The sequence below is a fragment of the Acinetobacter rongchengensis genome (genome assembly GCF_003611475.1).
In the GTDB taxonomy this organism is placed as follows: Bacteria; Pseudomonadota; Gammaproteobacteria; order Pseudomonadales; family Moraxellaceae; genus Acinetobacter; species Acinetobacter rongchengensis.
On sequence record NZ_RAXT01000004.1, the window covers coordinates 20,935 to 39,583 of the forward strand.

22 protein-coding genes are annotated in these 18,649 nt (G+C 37.6%); 11 read left to right on the top strand and 11 right to left on the bottom strand.

Annotation, left to right across the window (positions count from 1 at the left end; genetic code table 11):
* Positions 1–50 precede the first annotated feature (50 nt).
* Positions 51–425, top strand: a complete 375-nt coding sequence (locus D7V20_RS03575; RefSeq protein WP_120382968.1) for a hypothetical protein — start codon at positions 51–53, stop codon at positions 423–425.
* Positions 426–551: 126 nt separating this feature from the next.
* Here the strand turns inward: D7V20_RS03575 and D7V20_RS03580 are convergent, their stop codons facing one another.
* On the bottom strand, positions 552–1,079 hold the full coding sequence (locus D7V20_RS03580) for a CHAP domain-containing protein (RefSeq protein WP_120382969.1): 528 nt from the start codon (positions 1,077–1,079) through the stop codon (positions 552–554).
* Between the two features lie 674 nt (positions 1,080–1,753).
* On the opposite strand from D7V20_RS03580, the gene thyA reads away from it, so the two are divergent.
* The 5 genes from thyA to msrA all read left to right on the top strand — a co-directional run bounded on the left by thyA (position 1,754) and on the right by msrA (position 5,591).
* Positions 1,754–2,596 carry a thymidylate synthase gene (gene thyA, locus D7V20_RS03585; RefSeq protein WP_120382970.1) on the top strand — a complete coding sequence of 281 codons (843 nt, stop codon included), beginning with the start codon at positions 1,754–1,756 and terminating at the stop codon, positions 2,594–2,596.
* Between the two features lie 95 nt (positions 2,597–2,691).
* On the top strand, positions 2,692–3,204 hold the full coding sequence (locus D7V20_RS03590; RefSeq protein WP_120382971.1) for a dihydrofolate reductase: 513 nt from the start codon (positions 2,692–2,694) through the stop codon (positions 3,202–3,204).
* Between the two features lie 26 nt (positions 3,205–3,230).
* Positions 3,231–4,292 (top strand): Lnb N-terminal periplasmic domain-containing protein, encoded by a 1,062-nt coding sequence (locus tag D7V20_RS03595; RefSeq protein WP_120382972.1) that lies wholly within the window; start codon positions 3,231–3,233, stop codon positions 4,290–4,292.
* A gap of 121 nt (positions 4,293–4,413) precedes the next feature.
* A complete protein-coding gene (locus D7V20_RS03600) occupies positions 4,414–4,857 on the top strand; it encodes an META domain-containing protein (protein WP_120382973.1) in 444 nt (147 codons plus the stop codon).
* Positions 4,858–5,072: 215 nt separating this feature from the next.
* Entirely contained in the window at positions 5,073–5,591 is a 519-nt protein-coding gene (gene msrA / locus D7V20_RS03605; RefSeq protein ID WP_120382974.1) for a peptide-methionine (S)-S-oxide reductase MsrA, read from the top strand.
* A gap of 102 nt (positions 5,592–5,693) precedes the next feature.
* On the opposite strand, the gene D7V20_RS03610 is transcribed toward msrA, so the two are convergent.
* From D7V20_RS03610 to D7V20_RS03630, 5 genes are all read right to left on the bottom strand, one after another.
* Entirely contained in the window at positions 5,694–6,098 is a 405-nt protein-coding gene (locus D7V20_RS03610; RefSeq protein ID WP_120382975.1) for an ExbD/TolR family protein, read from the bottom strand.
* On the bottom strand, positions 6,098–6,721 hold the full coding sequence (locus tag D7V20_RS03615; protein WP_120382976.1) for a MotA/TolQ/ExbB proton channel family protein: 624 nt from the start codon (positions 6,719–6,721) through the stop codon (positions 6,098–6,100). The genes D7V20_RS03610 and D7V20_RS03615 overlap by 1 nt, the downstream gene beginning before the upstream one ends.
* Positions 6,722–6,733: 12 nt before the next feature.
* Complete coding sequence (locus D7V20_RS03620; protein WP_120382977.1) at positions 6,734–7,483, bottom strand: energy transducer TonB family protein; 750 nt, start codon at positions 7,481–7,483, stop codon at positions 6,734–6,736.
* Positions 7,484–7,701: 218 nt separating this feature from the next.
* Positions 7,702–8,568: a formyltetrahydrofolate deformylase gene (gene purU / locus D7V20_RS03625; protein WP_120382978.1), complete on the bottom strand. Its 867-nt coding sequence runs from the start codon at positions 8,566–8,568 to the stop codon at positions 7,702–7,704.
* A gap of 85 nt (positions 8,569–8,653) precedes the next feature.
* Positions 8,654–9,346 carry a TetR/AcrR family transcriptional regulator gene (locus D7V20_RS03630; RefSeq protein ID WP_120382979.1) on the bottom strand — a complete coding sequence of 231 codons (693 nt, stop codon included), beginning with the start codon at positions 9,344–9,346 and terminating at the stop codon, positions 8,654–8,656.
* A 113-nt stretch (positions 9,347–9,459) separates the two neighbouring features.
* Between D7V20_RS03630 and D7V20_RS03635 the strand changes: the two genes are divergently transcribed.
* The 4 genes from D7V20_RS03635 to D7V20_RS03650 all read left to right on the top strand — a co-directional run bounded on the left by D7V20_RS03635 (position 9,460) and on the right by D7V20_RS03650 (position 13,346).
* The gene (locus tag D7V20_RS03635) at positions 9,460–10,908 is read left to right on the top strand and encodes a coniferyl aldehyde dehydrogenase (RefSeq protein ID WP_120382980.1); all 1,449 of its coding nucleotides are present in this window, start codon (positions 9,460–9,462) and stop codon (positions 10,906–10,908) included.
* Between the two features lie 165 nt (positions 10,909–11,073).
* Complete coding sequence (gene rpmB / locus D7V20_RS03640; RefSeq protein ID WP_000048256.1) at positions 11,074–11,310, top strand: 50S ribosomal protein L28; 237 nt, start codon at positions 11,074–11,076, stop codon at positions 11,308–11,310.
* A 12-nt stretch (positions 11,311–11,322) separates the two neighbouring features.
* Entirely contained in the window at positions 11,323–11,478 is a 156-nt protein-coding gene (rpmG, locus tag D7V20_RS03645; RefSeq protein ID WP_003654787.1) for a 50S ribosomal protein L33, read from the top strand.
* A gap of 149 nt (positions 11,479–11,627) precedes the next feature.
* Positions 11,628–13,346, top strand: a complete 1,719-nt coding sequence (locus D7V20_RS03650) for a cation:proton antiporter (RefSeq protein ID WP_120382981.1) — start codon at positions 11,628–11,630, stop codon at positions 13,344–13,346.
* Positions 13,347–13,429: 83 nt separating this feature from the next.
* Here the strand turns inward: D7V20_RS03650 and D7V20_RS03655 are convergent, their stop codons facing one another.
* The 5 genes from D7V20_RS03655 to D7V20_RS03675 all read right to left on the bottom strand — a co-directional run bounded on the left by D7V20_RS03655 (position 13,430) and on the right by D7V20_RS03675 (position 17,147).
* Positions 13,430–13,708 (bottom strand): hypothetical protein, encoded by a 279-nt coding sequence (locus tag D7V20_RS03655; RefSeq protein ID WP_120382982.1) that lies wholly within the window; start codon positions 13,706–13,708, stop codon positions 13,430–13,432.
* A 109-nt stretch (positions 13,709–13,817) separates the two neighbouring features.
* On the bottom strand, positions 13,818–14,321 hold the full coding sequence (locus tag D7V20_RS03660) for a DUF6586 family protein (RefSeq protein WP_120382983.1): 504 nt from the start codon (positions 14,319–14,321) through the stop codon (positions 13,818–13,820).
* Positions 14,322–14,405: 84 nt separating this feature from the next.
* Positions 14,406–14,798, bottom strand: a complete 393-nt coding sequence (locus D7V20_RS03665; RefSeq protein WP_328588404.1) for an ASCH domain-containing protein — start codon at positions 14,796–14,798, stop codon at positions 14,406–14,408.
* A gap of 17 nt (positions 14,799–14,815) precedes the next feature.
* Positions 14,816–15,067: an RNA recognition motif domain-containing protein gene (locus tag D7V20_RS03670; RefSeq protein ID WP_120382984.1), complete on the bottom strand. Its 252-nt coding sequence runs from the start codon at positions 15,065–15,067 to the stop codon at positions 14,816–14,818.
* A gap of 88 nt (positions 15,068–15,155) precedes the next feature.
* Entirely contained in the window at positions 15,156–17,147 is a 1,992-nt protein-coding gene (locus tag D7V20_RS03675) for an ATP-dependent helicase (protein WP_120382985.1), read from the bottom strand.
* A 312-nt stretch (positions 17,148–17,459) separates the two neighbouring features.
* On the opposite strand from D7V20_RS03675, the gene D7V20_RS03680 reads away from it, so the two are divergent.
* Positions 17,460–18,575: a S41 family peptidase gene (locus tag D7V20_RS03680; RefSeq protein WP_120382986.1), complete on the top strand. Its 1,116-nt coding sequence runs from the start codon at positions 17,460–17,462 to the stop codon at positions 18,573–18,575.
* Positions 18,576–18,649 lie beyond the last annotated feature (74 nt).

Genomic DNA, 18,649 nt, shown 5'->3' on the forward strand with positions numbered 1-18,649 from the left:
AACATGATCAGTCAAAATGATTTCTTTTAATTTTATGACAATCACTCAATATGCTATTAGACTTTTGGTACTCAGAGCGTTGCACGAAACACACTAAATTAATTGTTTCAGTGATTACCTGTGCAATCATTTATTATTGTTCAACTTTTGAAAAACTCAGCCCTGCATTCACCCTATTTAGCTTAGCGATTGGTGTTTCTATCCATGTGCTTAGAAAAATATCGATTAAAATTGCAACGGGCACACCATATCTCACGCTTTATAAAATTTTATTTGCAGTCTTTTCAATATTCACTTTTGCAATCTTAGTCTTTCTATTACCCACCACCAATAAGCTCTATACAGCTATTCAAGCTTTAGGGTTTGTCGCCTTAGGTCTGTTTGTTGTTTCGATTTACGAAAGTCGTCAAAAACGCTTTGAATAAATTTGAATAAAAAAGCAAGCGATTTCAATAAATCGCTTGCTTTTTTATCTTTTCACAAATTAATTTACAATCAAAATCAGGTTAATTGGTCTACCCTCTCATATTAATTTGCTTAATCAAAATAGCTTAGACATTTAAACGGTAATATTCATAGGTCACATTTGGATCTTTATACACGTCATAACTACGCTGTCTAAAGTCTGAAACCCATTGCGAACCAGTAAACCCTGCAATATGCCCATAACGATGACGGCTAGTTCTATTGATGATGTAAATGTCGCCTTCTTGTGGATTATCGAAGTCAGGACGAATTTTTTTATAACCAATTTCAGTCAAAGTACTGCCCCAGTCTGAAGCTGCGACTGGATGATCCGAAAAACGTGCGCCTGCTGACTGTAATGCAATACGTACATATCGTGCACAACGGTGTGCTGTGGTACTACGAGACATGCTAACGAGCTTTTGTGTGAATTTTTCAATATCAATGAGGCTTTCTTGTTTAAAATTTTCAGTTTGATTTTTAAAGTTTTCTAATGCTTTATTTTTTAAGTATTGTTCTGGTTGGAAAGTATTATTTTGATTTTCCGATCGTATTTGAATATGAACCGTGGGGCTCACGTATTCATTCATATTAACATTATGGTCGTAAATCATGCCTAATCCTCAAACTTCGCATCACGAATTGGTTAAAACACCTTGTAAAAACCAATAACAACATTTCATAAGCAAAGCATAGTAATCAGCGAAACTTAAAAAGTAGATTAAAAACATGTAAAAAAATATGTAAGTGTTAATAAATCTCATTTGTTATTTTTTAACTGACTGAAACCCCTAGAATTGTGCATGCTTATAAATAATTTCAAATGCTCAAAAAACACACAAATATAAAATGTAATCTTAGCCGTATCGGTCAAAAAATAAATCAATTGAATCAATAACTTTTAATGTCAATTAGGTCACATTTTTAAGTTTATTCGGCTTTAAATAGCTCTCTAACCTCATCATTTTTAAAATAAAAAATTTATAAAAACCAATCAGCTTTTATCATTGCAATGCACTGGTAGTTGAGCTTCAGTTCTAGTTTAAAGTATTTCTGAAAAATCCTACTTGGTTAAAATGCAGGAAGTTGCTTCTAATCAATATTCATAACCGACATACAGATTTCCAAAATTTGAATATAATGTTTGGGGCTTAGAAAGTTAAGCATCTTAAAAATTAGGTCAGTTTAGTATAAACTCAGGTGTCATTTAGAAGCAGTTCGAATCCATGCTTAGACGACAGAATCTGTCTCTGTTATTGCAATGATTCACCCTCAGATTGGAAAATTTATGAAAGCGTATTTAGACCTCTTACAACATATCCTAGACAATGGCGGTGACAAAGGTGATCGCACAGGTACAGGTACACGTTCTGTATTTGGTTATCAAATGCGTTTTGACCTTTCAAAAGGTTTTCCTTTACTGACCACAAAGAAAGTACATTTCCGTTCTATCGTGATTGAACTGTTGTGGTTTTTAAAAGGCGATACCAATGTTCAATATTTAAAAGATAATAAAGTTTCTATTTGGGATGAATGGTCTACCGCAGAACAAACTGCCCGTTTTGGACGCCCTGAAGGTGAGTTAGGCCCAGTATATGGTCATCAATGGCGTAACTTTGGCGCAACCAAATTAGACAATGGTTTGTATGAAAATGACGGTTTTGATCAAATTAAATGGCTAGTGAATGAAATCAAAACCAATCCAAACTCACGTCGTCTGATCGTTTCAGGTTGGAACCCAAATGAAGCAGGTAATGTTGCATTACCACCATGTCATACCCTATTCCAATTCTTCGTTCAGGATGGAAAACTCTCTTGTCAGCTATATCAACGTAGTGCTGACGTGTTCTTAGGTGTGCCATTTAATATTGCCAGCTATGCATTACTTACTCATATGATTGCACAGGTTTGTGGCTTAGGTGTCGGTGACTTCGTTTGGACAGGTGGCGATACGCATTTATATGTCAACCATTTTGAACAAGCTCAACTCCAATTGACTCGTGACCCATTACCTTTATGTCAATTAAAGTTAAACCCTGAAATTACAGATATTTTTGATTTTAAATTTGAAGATATTGAAATCGTAGGTTACGAATCGCATCCTGCAATTAAGGCCCCTGTTGCGGTTTAATTTTATAAAATACCTTCATTCTCTTGAACGAGGGAAAACCACCTCTCTTTGACAATTAACAAAAAGAGGTTGGGAACGATTAGAAAGAGTAACTTATGAGCTTTAAAAATTTTGAAATTGTGCATGTGGTTGCAATGGATCAACAACGCTGTATTGGTAAAGGCAACGACCTACCTTGGCATATTTCAGCTGACCTCAAACATTTTAAAGCAATTACACAAGGCGGTGTGGTGGTCATGGGTCGCAAAACTCTCGAATCCATGGGTCGTGCGCTACCAAAACGTGTGAATTGGGTCATTACTCGTGACACCAACTGGTCTTTTGAAGGTGTAAAAACAGCACATAGCATTGAAGATGCTTTGGAACTGGCTATTCCCGATGTTCTCGCCTCAGAAAAACCTGATAGTATCTTTATCATTGGTGGTGGTGAAATCTTTAAACAAACCATGCCGATTGCAGATCGCTTAGAGCTTACCCATGTCGAGCTTGATGTCCAAGGTGATGCGTATTATCCAGAGATTCCAAAAGAATTTAATAAAGTTTCGAGCGAATCACATATTGATGACAAATCAGCTATTGCTTTTGAGTTCGCAACATATCGAAAATAGAGTAGCTAAATACAAACACACTCATTATGCAGAATACTGGAAAAAAACAATTTATTTACTCATTGGGAATGTTCTTAGCACATTCCTTTTTTAGTCTTTTTATCCTCTTAAGTTCTGTTTGGTTTTGTCTAGCAATCTGGATTCAGCAACCGCTAGGGCAAACGTTTAGTTATGCATTCATCGCCATTTGGAGTGTTTTTGCACTCAGTATTTTAGGCTTCTATTTTTCAAGAAAGATCCTTCCTCGGAAAACTGCCTGTCTGATTTATCTTGTGGCTTTTATTTGCAGTTTATTGTGGTATTTCAATATTCCTGCAAAGCAAGATCGACAGTGGAGTCCTGAAGTTTCGAGAATTTTTAGCTATCAACAGCAAGGCAATATGGTGACCATCCACAATGTTCGAAACTTCGATTGGCATTCAGAAAGCCAATATGATGAACACTGGGATACCCGCAGCTACAATTTAGATCATATCACGGGAGTAAATATCATTACCTCGTATTGGATGGGCCCTGAAATTGCACATACCTTGGTTAGTTTTAATTTTTCAGATCAAAAACCATTAGTATTTTCAATTGAAATTCGAAAAGAAAAAACTGAAAGCTTTTCTGCTATTGGTGGTTTTTTCAGGAAATTTGAGCTGAGTTTGATTGCTGCGGATGAAAAAGATATTGTTTATACACGGAGCAATATTCGAGGGGAACAAGTATATTTTTTCCCAATCAAAATGCCAAAACGTGAAATGAAAGCATTGTTTGAAGCATACTTAAGCAAATCAAGCCAATTGGCGCAACAACCTAAATGGTATAACACCTTAACCAGTAACTGCACAACATTGGTTTTTGATATGATTCAAGCGATTTCACCGAAAAAACTCCCGCTTGATTATCGTTTATTTGCTTCTGGGTATTTACCGAATTATCTTTATGATCTTGGCGCACTTAACCATGAATGGACAGTGAAAGAATGGTATCAAAAAGCACACATTAATCCACGAACAGCAGAATTTACCCATTTTAAATACCCCAATAGTACCAATTTTTCAAAGGTGGTTCGTTTAGGTTTACCTGAAGAGCAAGCGCAGTAATTTATAAATTTAAATATATAACATCGTTTTGTAATTTAGTTTGTGTATAGATCAAGATTCAGATATTTTTTATTTATATAAAACGACACCTTTAAAACAATTGAAATTCAAGAGAATAGCTATGTTGAAATCTATTTTTGCAACCACATTAATCAGCGCGACCTTATTCGCAGCTGGATGTACCTCTATGCCAAGTGCCGACCAGCAAGCAAAGAATTTAAGCCTATTGCAGAATAAGACTTGGACCCTTACTCATATTGGTGCGACAGAATATAAGACGACTGCTACAGTCAATACGCCCATCATTCAATTTGGTTCAGATTTACGTGTGAGTGGCACAGATGGCTGTAATCGCTTAATGGGGCTTTATGCGATCAAAGGTGAACATATTAGCTTAGGTCAATTGGGTTCCACTAAAATGCTTTGTAAAAACGGCATGCAACTTTCAGCTAAATATAGCGAAGCTTTAAATAAAGTGACCGCTTATCAAGTCTATGACAAAACACTTAAACTGTTAGACCAACACGGCAATCGTGTATTGCAATACACAACCACGACCCCATAAATAGCTAACGCCCCTCATGTGACAATGAGGAATGCAAGGGTTTCAAATTTAACTTAGGCTTGGCTCATAAGCCCATTTGCTGGATCATAAAATCGGTTAAATAGGGTCTGCATACTCAGAATATTGTTACCGTTAAATCTCAATTTCACATGACTAATTCACATTAATTTTCTATATTCTCAATACTAAGTGTTGATCAATAAAAGGATATCACAATGCAACAAGCGCTTTTGGGTGGTGGATGTTTCTGGTGTACTGAATCCGTTTTTCTACAATTGAAAGGCGTAGAAAAAGTGGTGAGTGGTTATGCTGGTGGTACAACGCAAAATCCGAGTTATGAGGATATCTGTACAGGCAATACAGGGCATGCTGAAGTGATTTTGATTGATTTTGATGAAAATCAAATTACTTATAAACAATTACTTGACGTGTTTTTTGCAGTCCACGATTCAACGACTTTAAACCGTCAAGGCAATGACATTGGTACTCAATATCGTTCAGTAATCTATTATTTTAATGCCCAACAAAAAGCAGAAGCTGAACAATATATTGAGCAATTAAAAGCAGAAGGTCTGCCTATCGTGACTGAGCTCAGCCCTGAACCGACGTTCTATCCAGCTGAAGAATATCATCAAAATTTCTTCGCCAAGAACCCGTCTCAAGGCTATTGTAACTTTTCGATTCCACCTAAATTGTTAAAATTACGCACCAAATTTCAAGATTTACTCAAATGATTTTTTAAACAATTCAATCAAATAGTTGAGATAAAAAAAGCGATCTTTTATAGATCGCTTTTTTACATTATTTCAATAACGAAACAAATGTTCGTGCTTAAATTAATTATCACTCATAAAAGCCAAATCATTTAGACCCGCTTCACTTGCACGTGACATGACTTGTGCAACGGTATCATAACGAGACTCTTTATCTGCACGAAGTTGTACAGCGGGTTTAACTGGCTTTTGACCCGCCTCATTAAAACGAGTAGACAGTTCATCTAAAGTAATGATTTGATCATTCCAAGCCACTTCACCTTGCTGATTAATACTAATCGTAATTGCCTCAGGTGGCGGAGCAAGTACTTCAGCTGTGGTTTTCGGTAAAGTTAATGGTATCGATGGGTTAGCAACGGTGGCTGTCACCAAAAAGATGATCATCAATACCAACATAATATCGATCAGCGGAATAAGATTCATCTCATTCATGCCAGAATCGTTGTCTTCTCCCAATTGAAAAGCCATTAAGCTTGACCTCCAACTAAACCATTTTGTGTAGATGTAGATTCAACTTTTTGAGTTGAAGAATCTTGTTGTAGCATCGTATCAATCAACAAACCATGAGCATGATCTTGTAAATCATTTGCCAATGTACGGTTAAAACGCACACAAATGTTATAAGCCAATACCGCAGGAATCGCCACAGCAAGACCTAGACCTGTCATGATCAATGCTTCACCGACAGGCGTAGCAACTTGAGCTAAACCTGCTTGACCACTCTTACCGACAGCAACCAATGCATGGAAAATTCCCCATACAGTACCGAATAAACCCACAAATGGAGCAAGAGAAGCAATGGTTCCTAAAACTGAAACACCTTTTTCAGCATTGGCTTTTTCTACTGAAATTTGACGTAATAAAGCTTGCTCTGCAACAGCCTTACGTTGTTCAAAACCTAATGGCGCAAGCTTAGCTTTAAGCGTATTCATTGCTTGAGTCAATTGAGCTTTAGCAATTTGCTTGAGTTGGCGAGTGCCTAAAATACGCAAAATGAACACAGTCCAAGTTGCTATAGACATTGCCAATAACACGAAATACAGTGTTTTACTGACTGCATCAGCATGTTGCCAATAAACTGAAAAGTTCATGTAGAACTCCTATTATTTTGTAGTCGGTGTTAAATCAAATGGTTGCTCTGCACTAATTGGATAAGCGACACCATTTTCTTTATAAGGTTTAAATTTTGCATTACGTACTGAATTTGCAACTTTACTGGTCAATTCAGGGCTACAACTTGAATTTTTCACACTTGCAGTTGTGACACTTCCCTTCTCATTGGCTTTAATCGAAATAACAACACGACAACTTGCGGTTATTTCACTCGATTTAAAACTCAATTTTGGAGATCTGCTCCATTGCACACCTGCGCCACCAATAGAAACACTTTTTGGTGAAGATTGAACAGGCTCAACCGCAGGTTCATTTTTTGGAGCTGGCTCAGGATCAGGCTTAGCTTGTGTCGTGATCTTGGTCGTCACTGTCGTTGAAACCACAGGTGCAGATTCAGCTTTTACAGTCTTCTCTACAACTTTTTTGGTTTCAGCTTTTTTAACTTCTACCACTTTTTCCACTTTCTTGGGTGGAGGTAATTCTTTTTCAACAATCTTAACTTGTTTAGGTTTTGGTGGCTCTTTCGGCTTAGGAAGCTCTTTTGGCGGTGGTGGTTCTTTAATTTTTACAAATTTTACTTTTAATGGTTCTTTTTTAATTTGAGGTAGCTCTGGTGCTTTCATTTGACTAACAGCCCAAAGAACACCGACATGACCAATGATCACTGCTAAAATAGCAGCAACAACTTTTTTTTTCATCGGTGGAGGCGTATGAAGTGGTGCCGTGGAAGAGTGACTCATAAGAATCTAAATACCTAAAACTGACTCGAACTACAAAAAAGCATTTTATAGGCCAAGCACGTCGAATAAAACAACTAAAGTGGCCTAATGATAAATGAGAAGTGTTTTCATTTGCAACTGATTTTTTGTTGCAGTCCATCGATTTTACGAATCAAAATGTAAAAAGGATGCTTATCGCATCCTTTTCCTGAATCCTAACATACAATAATTTTCACATATTATTGGAATACAACCGTCTTATTTCCATCGACAATAATACGGTCTTCAAGATGCCACTTCACTGCTCTTGCTAAAACATTACGCTCTACATCTTGACCAAGCTCACGTAATTGCTCGACGGTGAAATCATGATTCACACGCTCTACATCTTGTTCAATAATAGGGCCTTGGTCTAAATCAGCAGTCACATAATGCGCTGTAGCACCAATCAACTTCACACCTTTTTCATAGGCTTGCTTATACGGATTTGCGCCAACAAATGCAGGTAAGAATGAATGATGAATATTGATGATTTTCATTTCCCATTTCTGTACAAATTCTTCATCCAAAATTTGCATATAACGGGCAAGAACCAATAAATCATTACCCTGCATCAACTCATCAATCTGAGCATAAGCTTCACGTTTGTTCTCTTTATTTACAGGAACAACATAGAAAGGAATACCGAAGTTTTCAACTGACTCACGTAAATCTTCATGATTTGAAACCACTTGAGTAATTTCACAAGGTAAACCACCACGTGAATGACGCCATAACAACTCAAGCAAAGCATGGTCAACTTTAGAAACTAAAATACCCACTTTTTTAATGTCGCTGACCAAAGCCAAGCGCCAATGCATTGCATAACGCTCAGCAACATTTGTTGCAAAAGTTTGCAACAAACTCTCACGGCGTGATTGTAAATGATCCAACTCAAACTCAACACGCATAAAATAACGTCCACCTTGAGCTTCTGTCGCATATTGATCAAGCGCAGTAATATTTGCGCCTTGATGATACAAAAAGCTCGATACAGCTTGCACAATACCGGGCTTGTCTTCACAAGTAATCAGTAAACGTGCTGTGTTGGCAGTGGTCATGTTCATGTTGATGGATATCGCTTATAAGTTAATTTTAAAAACAGCCGAGTATTCTAACGCTTTTTTACCAGCTTTCAATCACCGTTATAAATCAATCTTGATGAATGGATGATAAACTGGCAAATAATTCGGAAGAACCAAAGCTTTCTAATAAGCGCTCATAGGTTTCACGACTCTCGCCACGCAAATAAGGACCTTCTAAAAACACCATTTGTCTTAAAGCTTGCCAAATCCATTTTTCATCCAAATGATTCGAATCACTCAAATGTCCAGACATATATAAAAAGTTTGTCCAGTTGGTCAGTACGATCCAAATATTGATAATCAGCGCTTCGATTTCTGAAGGTGTCATCTGCATCAAACCAGCTTCAACAAAAGCATGATAAATCTTTTGTCCTTGCTGCATCACCTTACCTGCAAACCGTGGGTAAAGTTTTCTAAAATCTTCGTTATTCTCAACCAAATGATAAACATCACGATGCAAAAAACGGAATTCCCAAAGTTGACTGCTCAATACTTGGAAATAACGAATTTTGTCATTTGCATTGACTGCACGGTCATCGGGTAATGAGAGCATGTCTAATGTTTCTTTTTGGTACTGCTCCATCAACTCTTTGATGATTTCTTGTTTATTTCGAAAATGGTAATACAAATTTCCAGGACTGATCCCAAGCTCAGCAGCTATATGGTTTGTCGTTACAGAACGTTCACCACGTTCATTAAAAAGTTGCAGACTAATCTGCAAAATTCGATCTTTCGTTTTTGAAGTTTTGGAGCTCGACATCCTATTACCATTCTTAACCGTTAGCGCAAGCTAAACATAAAGTGACTTGACTATTTAGAGTATTTACTCTAAAAAATATATTATATTAACCTAATTCGTAAATGGTGCTTGTCATGAACAGTCATACAAAAACAAATTCAATGACTCCCTTTTCCCCTGAAATTCAACATATGCATGATGTTCTTCAACAACAAAAAGCGGCATATCAACGTTATCCTATGCCGACCGCAAAGGAGCGTATAGAACGCTTAGCTCGTTTGAAGAAAGTTCTGGTTAAGTATCAAGATCAATTTGCAGAAGCAATTAATCAAGATTACGGTAACCGTTCGTACAGTGAGTCAAAAATCGGTGAGTTACTTACATGTTTAGAGCAAATTAAATATTATAGCAAGCATTTAACCGCTTGGATGAAACCATCTAAACGTCACGTTTCTATGTTACACCAACCTGCTAAAGCATGGGTACAATACCAACCTTTGGGTGTGATTGGAATTATTGCACCTTGGAACTATCCTTTACTACTCTCGGTTGGACCTTTAATTTGTGCCTTGGCGGCAGGAAATCATGCCATGATCAAGATTTCAAGTGCATCCACAAATTTTGGTCTTGTCTTAGAAAATGCTATATCTGAAGCTTTCCCGCAAGAATTAGTCACGGTCATCAATGGTGGAGGACAAATCTCGGATGAGTTCAGTCATTTAGCTTTTGATAAAATCATTTTTACAGGTTCAAGTAACGTTGGTAAAACCGTGATGGCAGCGGCGTCAGAAAACCTTGTTCCTGTGATTTTAGAATTAGGTGGCAAATCTCCTGTTATCGTTCATCCATCCAGTGATATGAAAGTCGTCGCAGAACGCATTGCTTTTGGTAAATTATGGAATGCAGGGCAAACCTGTGTTGCACCAGACTATATCTTCTTACCGAAAGGCAAAACTGCAGAATTCATTGACAACTTTAAACAAGTTGCGACAGAAATGTATCCGAGCTTGCGTGACAATCAGGACTACACTTCGATCATTAATGATAAACAATACAAACGTATTCAAAATTATTTAGAAGATGCTCGTCAACAAGGCGCTCAACTGATTGAATTGAATCCTAAGAATGAAGATTTAGCGCCAGTACGCAAAATTGCACCTACATTTGTAACAGGTGTATTGCCGACCATGGAAATCATGAAGAATGAGATCTTTGGTCCAATCCTTCCGATCATGGAATATGATCAAATCGACGACGTTATTGACTTTATTAATAGCAGACCTCGTCCACTTGCATTATACTACTTCGACTTTGACGATGCTCGTGCAGAGTATGTTGCTCAACGTACACATTCTGGGCACTTTGGTCAAAATGCAGTAGTGACCCATGTTGCACAAGATGACCTGCCGTTTGGTGGCGTTGGTGCATCAGGAATGGGCAAATATCACGGTCCGGAAGGTTTCTTCAGTTTATCGCATGAGCGTTCAATGATGTCTATTCCTAAGCTTTTTAGCTTAAAATTCATCTTGCCACCATACGATAAACCATTAAATAAAATTTTAGAGAAAGCCTTTCTCCGTTAACTGATCAAGGCATGAGCTATTGAGATAACTCATGCTACGTTTTTGTCGATTCCGCTTGTCTTTTAAGCGGAATTTTGATATAAAACGCCCCTTGAATGAATTCAATCCGTTTTATTTTGACTGGCCATACAGATTTGCTGTTGGCTAAATCAATGGAGTTACACCATGTCTAAGGTTTGCCAAGTTACCGGCAAGCGTCCAGTCGTTGGTAACAACGTCTCACACGCCAACAACAAAACTAAGCGCCGGTTCGAGCCGAACCTGCATCACCACCGTTTCTGGTTAGAAAGCGAAAAACGTTTCGTACGTCTTCGTTTAACCACTAAAGGTATGCGTATTATCGACAAATTGGGCATTGAAAAGGTTGTTGCTGACCTACGTGCTCAAGGTCAAAAGATCTAAGGAGTCTGAACCATGCGTGATAAAATTCGCCTAGTTTCTACTGCTGGTACAGGTTATTTCTATACCACAACTAAGAACAAACGTACTATGCCGGAAAAAATGGAAATCAAAAAGTTTGATCCAAAAATCCGTCAACACGTAATTTTCAAAGAAGCTAAAATTAAATAATTTCAGCTTTCTTAAAAAATACGACCCATTTGGGTCGTTTTTTTTGCCTTTTTTTTACTCAAGTTGTTAAAATTCTCAATATTTTCTTTTGGCACTGTTTGTGCTTTTAGTCATTTTATTAATTCCTCCAAATTTTTAAGGAGTGTTTAGTGCCTCATGATGTAGATTTGATCATTTTACTTGCAGTTGGTTTTGGTATCGCGCTTATTTTTGGCTATATCGCTGCACGGCTACGTCTCCCCCCTTTGATTGGATATTTAATTGCAGGAATCATCATCAGTCCAAACACGCCCGGGATTGTTGCAGATATAACACTCGCCAATCAGCTTGCTGAGTTAGGCGTCATGTTCCTGATGTTCGGTGTAGGGATGCATTTTTCTCTAAATGATTTAATGCAAGTCCGTCGAATTGCTTTACCGGGGGCAATCCTACAAATCGCAGTCGCAACACTACTGGGTATGGCAGTATCATTGTTTTGGGGTTGGAGCTTTGGTTCAGCCTTAGTATTCGGTTTGAGCTTGTCATGTGCCAGTACAGTGGTTTTACTCAAGGCTTTGGGAGATAAAGGTCTACTCAGTTCAGTGAACGGTAAAATTGCGGTCGGCTGGCTTTTGGTTGAAGACTTGGTCATGGTTTTGGTCCTCGTTCTTTTGCCTGCAACTGCAGTACTTTTGGGTGGACACCCAATTTCAGGACATGAATCAAATCAAAATATTTGGTTAACACTTGGCATTACACTCTTAAAAGTGACTGGTTTTATTGCCTTCATGCTGATTATTGGCAAACGTTTAGTGCCTATGATCATGCAGTATGTCGCTCGTTTAGGTTCTAGAGAGCTTTTCACTTTAACGGTCGTTGCAGCAGCAGTCTCGATTGCCTATGGCTCATATGCGATTTTTGGCGTTTCTATGGCACTCGGCGCCTTCTTTGCAGGTATGGTGGTGAAAGAATCAGACTTCAGTCATCGTGCTGAAGAAGAGACTTTGCCGTTAAGAGAAGTTTTTTCAATCCTATTCTTTATTTCAGTGGGGATGCTGTTCGACCCTAGAATTATTGTTGAACAACCTTTACATATTCTTGCTGTTATCGCCATTATCATGATTGGTAAAACGATTGCCGCTATGGCTTTGGTTTTATTTTTCCGTTATCCCATCAATACAGCGCTAACGGTAGGCGCAAGTTTGGCTCAAATTGGTGAGTTCTCATTTATTTTAGCAACGCTAGGTCTATCACTCGGTTTACTGAGCTCTGAAGCACAGAATCTGATTTTAGCAGGTGCTTTGTTCTCGATTACACTGAATTCATTCCTATTTTCAGCGATTGAACCTGTACAAAACTGGATTCGTGAACGCTCTCATTTGGCCCGCTTACTTGAGCGCAGTGGTGACCCATTGGCAATGCTTCCAGATGAAGTTGATCAAGATTATTTACGGGATCAAGTGGTTATTGTTGGATATGGTGAAGTCGGACGTCGTATTACCAAGACCTTAATGCAAAATGGTATTAAAGTTGTGATCGCTGAAGAAAACCGTGAAATCGTTGAAAAACTACGTGAAAAAGAAGTTGCCGCTGTTTCTGGTCGTGCAACTGAGCCAAGTGTGCTGATTCAGGCGCATATTCAACATGCACGCTTACTGATTATCTCACCGATGGATATTTTAGATATTCATAAAATTGTAGATACAGCAAAACTGCTAAATCCACAAATTCAAGTCTTGGTGTGTGCTGAAAATAAAGAAGAAGCGGAAATCATTCGGGCAGAAGCGATTGGTGATGTTTATTACGCAAAAGAGGAAATGGCGAAAAATATGAGTCATCATATTTTAAATCAGATCCAGCTTGCACATCAGCATGGTTCAAATCACTGATCAGTACAAGTCGTAAAAACCAAAAACGCACTCTTGAGTGCGTTTCGTTTTATTTATTTTATTAATTTTAACATGAGTTTGTATTAGCTCAGAAATTGCGGTTGTTCATCTACAACTTCCGCATGCCACTCATTGGATTGTTTCTCAAGCAAGCCAAATAATGCAGCTTGAATCATCTGTTGAGCAATCATTGGTGTCTGATCACCAAGCAAGGCTTTCACTTCTTCATTAAACTGAATCGTGACTAAAGGCTCTTTTTCAGAACCAGCATTGCGTAGAGCCAACTCCCCGCTTTCAAGTTGAACCAACTCTAAAATTGCTTCTTGATTCCCAAATAACTCTTTTAACTGTTCAATAGACATAAAATCCTCCATGCTCAACATGGGGCAAAATGCCGAATGCATTTTGCATCTTGTAGATATTGTATATAGTCATTTAAATCAAAATTTCAAGTAAAACCAATCAAAAAGATCAGAATTCAACCATTTCGTTACGAAAACCATCTATAAGCTGAGTCAAATCACGATGCCATTCTCTTAAAATTTTAGTATCAGGCAACCATGCTTGTGGCGTTTGCGTAACTTTGATAATCAAATTTGAAGAGGTTTCATCTTCAGGCTCTGGCGCATTCGGTTCTGGCGCATACTGACAAAAACGATAAGCACGTTTAAGTTCTGCAATAAAGCCATCTTTGGCTAACTTTTGCATCACTGAGACTTCTGGCGAAACTTGTCCTTTTGCAGCCATATTTTCTTCAATTGATTTGAGTGTCGGTGCAAAATCATTTAAACGGTAATAACGTACCAATTCTTGTAAAAAAGCTAACACACCACCATGTAAATGAAACACAGCTGCCTCACGATATGCCTGCGCTTGTTGAATATTTTCAGACTGCTCTGCTTGCCCACATGCAAGGCGTGCAAAATAAAGCTTTTGATTGGTACGGTCTGCATGAAAGCGAGCTACACGTGACATGAAAGTTCCCTAAGATTTTGGCATCGATTACATGCTTAGCTTAATCTTTATTTCACTAAAATCACAATCAATTTTCTTCAAGATCTACATCAACGACGTAAATTTTTCTGTTTGCAGGAACTTCAATACATTTTCTATTGGACGAACATTGCTGATCTCCCATACCCAATAACCATCTTCCCGATACGAAGCTGCAGCCAATTCCAATTCATTTTCTGTCCAAAAAAGATGTATGGCTTCAATATCAACAATAACGACCGCTCCTCCAATTTCCTCATCTTCATCTTGAATTAAATCATTTTTATTTTCAATAATTAGCAAATCTTTAAGCGGTAATGACTTTGGCTGCCATAAACGAATTTTTAGTTTCTTTTTACCTATTGAAATTCGTTGTCCAACAGGAGCAACTATCGATAAAGCTTGATCGCTTTTTTCATTTTTTATCCAATAAAAAGGAGCAATTTCTGCTCCCTTCAATCATTAACACAACAGGATTAAGCTTCTGGTTTATCCTCAGCAGCTTTAACGCGAATACCATGTCCATGTAAACGTAAAGTATTCAAAGCTTTAATCGCTTTTACTGCTTCACGACCATGTGGCATTTCAACAAAAGCAAAGCCTTTTGACTTTCCTGTTGCAGCATCTAATACCAAAGTACATGAATTCACAGTACCGAATTGTTTAAACAATTCCAGTAATTCTGCTTCTGTCACAGTGCGTTCTAAACTACGAACTAAAATTTTCATCTCACAACCTTCAACATAAAATAGGCAAAAAACATCAAAAAGCACTCGCCTAATCTACTTTTTGAATGAAAAATACAATAGCGCTAGTTTAATCTAGATCTATGCCAAAATCTAAATTAATCGCCTGACGTTCGATGAGTGCACTTTTTACAGTTTGCTGACGTTGCTTATAATGCGTTTCAGTCGTGCATAAGTTTCGTGTTAAATCATTCAGAAAATAACTTTCAATATAACGACCTTGATCATCAGTTTGGCTATGTGCCCAAAAACTTAAATTTTGTTTGGTCAAAATCAATTCATTCTGCGCACGTGTTAACGCCACATACAACACACGACGCTCTTCCTCAACCTCATCAAAATTACCTTGCGCACGTGCATGCGGATATTGGCCTGGTGACACATTTGCAACATAACAGACTTTTTGTTCTGTCCCTTTAGCAGAATGGATGGTAATTAAAGTCACAACGTCGTCTTGTGACTGTCGCTCAATTTCACTAATCGATACAGGATCAAGTACGTATTCTTCTAAAAACTCACTGAGTTGAGAATGTTTTGAAGCCAATTGTTTAACCAGATCAAAATCACCTACACGCTTATGCCAATCTTTTTTGGCATAATTTTCTTCAAGTTGATTGAGAATCGCCTCTACACCAAGTTTCACACAAGCTTCAACTTCGGTTTTAAGTACACTCATTTGCTTCATGATCAACAAAGTATGATCAGGAATACGACCAAATTTTTCGAGTTTATCAGTAATTTTCTCAATATCAGGTTCATGTAATAACTGCTGCGCCAGTTTACTTGCGCCCACATCCCCCACGCCATTCCACAAGGTTAAAAAGCGCATCCATGCAATATCATCCAATGGATTGGCAATCACTCGTAACAAGCTCAATAAGTCTTTAACATGCGCAGTTTCAAGAAGTTTCATGCCACCAATAAAGCGGTATGGAACATTGGCCTGAATAAATGCAGCCTCGATATGACGTGCCGCAAATGCTGAACGTACCAACACCATATGTTCATTCCACGCTGAGCCTTCAAGTAAATGACGCTCTTTAATATCTATTGCAATCCATTTGGCTTCATCAAACTCATTCGGAAAAACATGCATACGTGGTTTAATCCCATCTCCACGATACGCTTCCAATTTTTTATCGTAATGAATCGCGCTTTGATCTAGTAACCAATTGGATAGATCCAAAATTTCCTGAGTTGAACGATAATTTTTTTCTAGTTTGAAAATCTGCGCATCAGGCACACGCTCTTTAAAATGGTGAATATTTTCAAAATCTGCGCCACGAAAACCATAAATAGACTGCGCATCGTCACCGACACAGAAAAGCGAACTTTTGTCTTTTAAAGGTTCGAGAATTGCCCACTGCAAGGGATTGGTATCCTGCATTTCATCGACAAGTAAATGCTGGCAAAGCGATGCCACATAATCCACCAACCCTTCTGACTGCGCCAAAGCAGAAGCAACAACCGCCAAAATATCATCATAATCTAGAAAAGAACGAGCACGTTTTCGAGTCTCGTACTCTTTCATAATTTCAGCAATTTGATCTTTGTATTCTAAAAACTCAGGCAATTGCTTTTCTAAAGCCAAACTTAATTTTTGACGGGTATTTCGCGCAAAGGAATACACATCACACAGCTGCTGTGGTTTTGGCAATGCATTCGGATTCTTTTTATCATCCTTTCCACGAATAAGACGGAACATCATCAGTTGATCATCACGATCTATAATCGAGAATTGATCTAAACCAAAAGCTTTAGGCGCACGACGTAATAGATACATGCAAAAGGTATGAAATGTTGAGGCGCGTAGTCCTTTAGCTTGATCACCTAAAGCCAACTCAACACGTGCCACAATTTCACTTGCTGAACGGCGTGTGAAAGTGAGAATTTGTATTTGATTGGCAGGCACTCCTTGATCAATCAAATATGCCGCTCTCGCCACAATGGTTTTGGTTTTGCCACAGCCTGCCCCTGCAAGTACCAAGCTATGCTTTGAATCCGTTGTTGCAGCTTGCTTTTGTTGCGGGTTTAATTCATTGATCAGGTTGGCTAAACTCATGTGCACTCATCATTTTGTGGATGGCGCTAGTTTAACAGAGCTGGCAGACGATAACAGAATTTCATCGTTTCTTCGTACATGGCTTCACAATCAATTTGGCATTTTTAATTAAATCTCTTTTACGATAGCATTGTTATTTCAAAGTTATTTCAAAATAAGAAATTCTATATTCCAAACAATAAAATCTTGTACTAAATGATAAAAATAAGTACATTCATTGAACACTTAAATATTTAAAATCAATTTATTACTCCAATAAAATGATGGTAATTAAAGAGAAAACTAAAGCAAATAACAGAAGGGTTCTGATCAATGTCATATCGTTTAACACATGCTTCTTACTTACTTCTAATGAGTTCAATTTTACTGCCTCAAAACGTTCAAGCTGTTGAAGATACTGTACCCATGACCAGTGCTGAATGTTTACAAGACATCGACTTTACTGCCCAATTTTTATTGGAAAATGATGCAGGTATTCAAGCGCAGAAATGGACAGCATATCCTGAAAGTATTCAACACGTTCTGAATACTCAAAAAGAAAAAGCAGCTCAAGTTCAAACAGTAAAACAATGCCAAGATATTGCCAAACCTTTTCTTCAAGCCATTCGTAAAGGTCATGTTTCTTTAAGTAGTAGATCAATGGAAGATTATGTACAGACCAGCTCTACGCCTCAAGAAGATGATTTAGTGACAACAAAAAAATTATCAGACTCGACCACGTATATTTTCATTCCCTCTTTTGGGCTTTCTATAAAAGATCAACTTGAAAAAATTATAAAAAACAATCAGGACAATCTACTCAATGCACCTTATTTAATTTTAGATTTACGCAAAAATGCTGGAGGTCAAGACAGTTCTGCTGAACCAGTATATAAACTACTTGGTAAAGCTGAATATTGGAGTGAAATACCACAAATTTACACTTCACCAACGAATATTCAAGCTTATAAAGACCTACAAAAAGTAATGCCCGATACCGAAACGAAAAAGAAGCTTGGCGAAATCATCAATAAAATGGAACACAATAAAAATGATTGGGTCTATATAGAAGGCAATACATCATTATTTGTAGACAAAATTAAGAAAAAAGATGTATTAGCAAATCCTAAAAAAGTTGTTGTTCTGACAGATGAAGATTGTGGAAGCTCAGGTGAAGAATTTGTCAAAACTGTTCGACAAAATCCTCGAGTTGTAACGATGGGCAGAAATACTTATGGAGTATTAGATGCTTCTAATTTAAGGGACATAAAAACACCATCTACTAAATTGTCTTTATGGTATGCAACATCCTATGTACATCGTCGTGCAGGGCAAGAAATTGATAATATTGGTATTCCTCCAAGTATTAAATTACCCGTTCCTAAAGATCAACAAGCTTATGATGATGAAGTTAAATTTGCTCAAATGTATTTAGAGAAAAATTTGTAATTTTTATTTTTCAGAAGATTTGAGCATTTTTCAATTATTTGATTTTTGAAAATGCTCAAATTGATGAATAACGA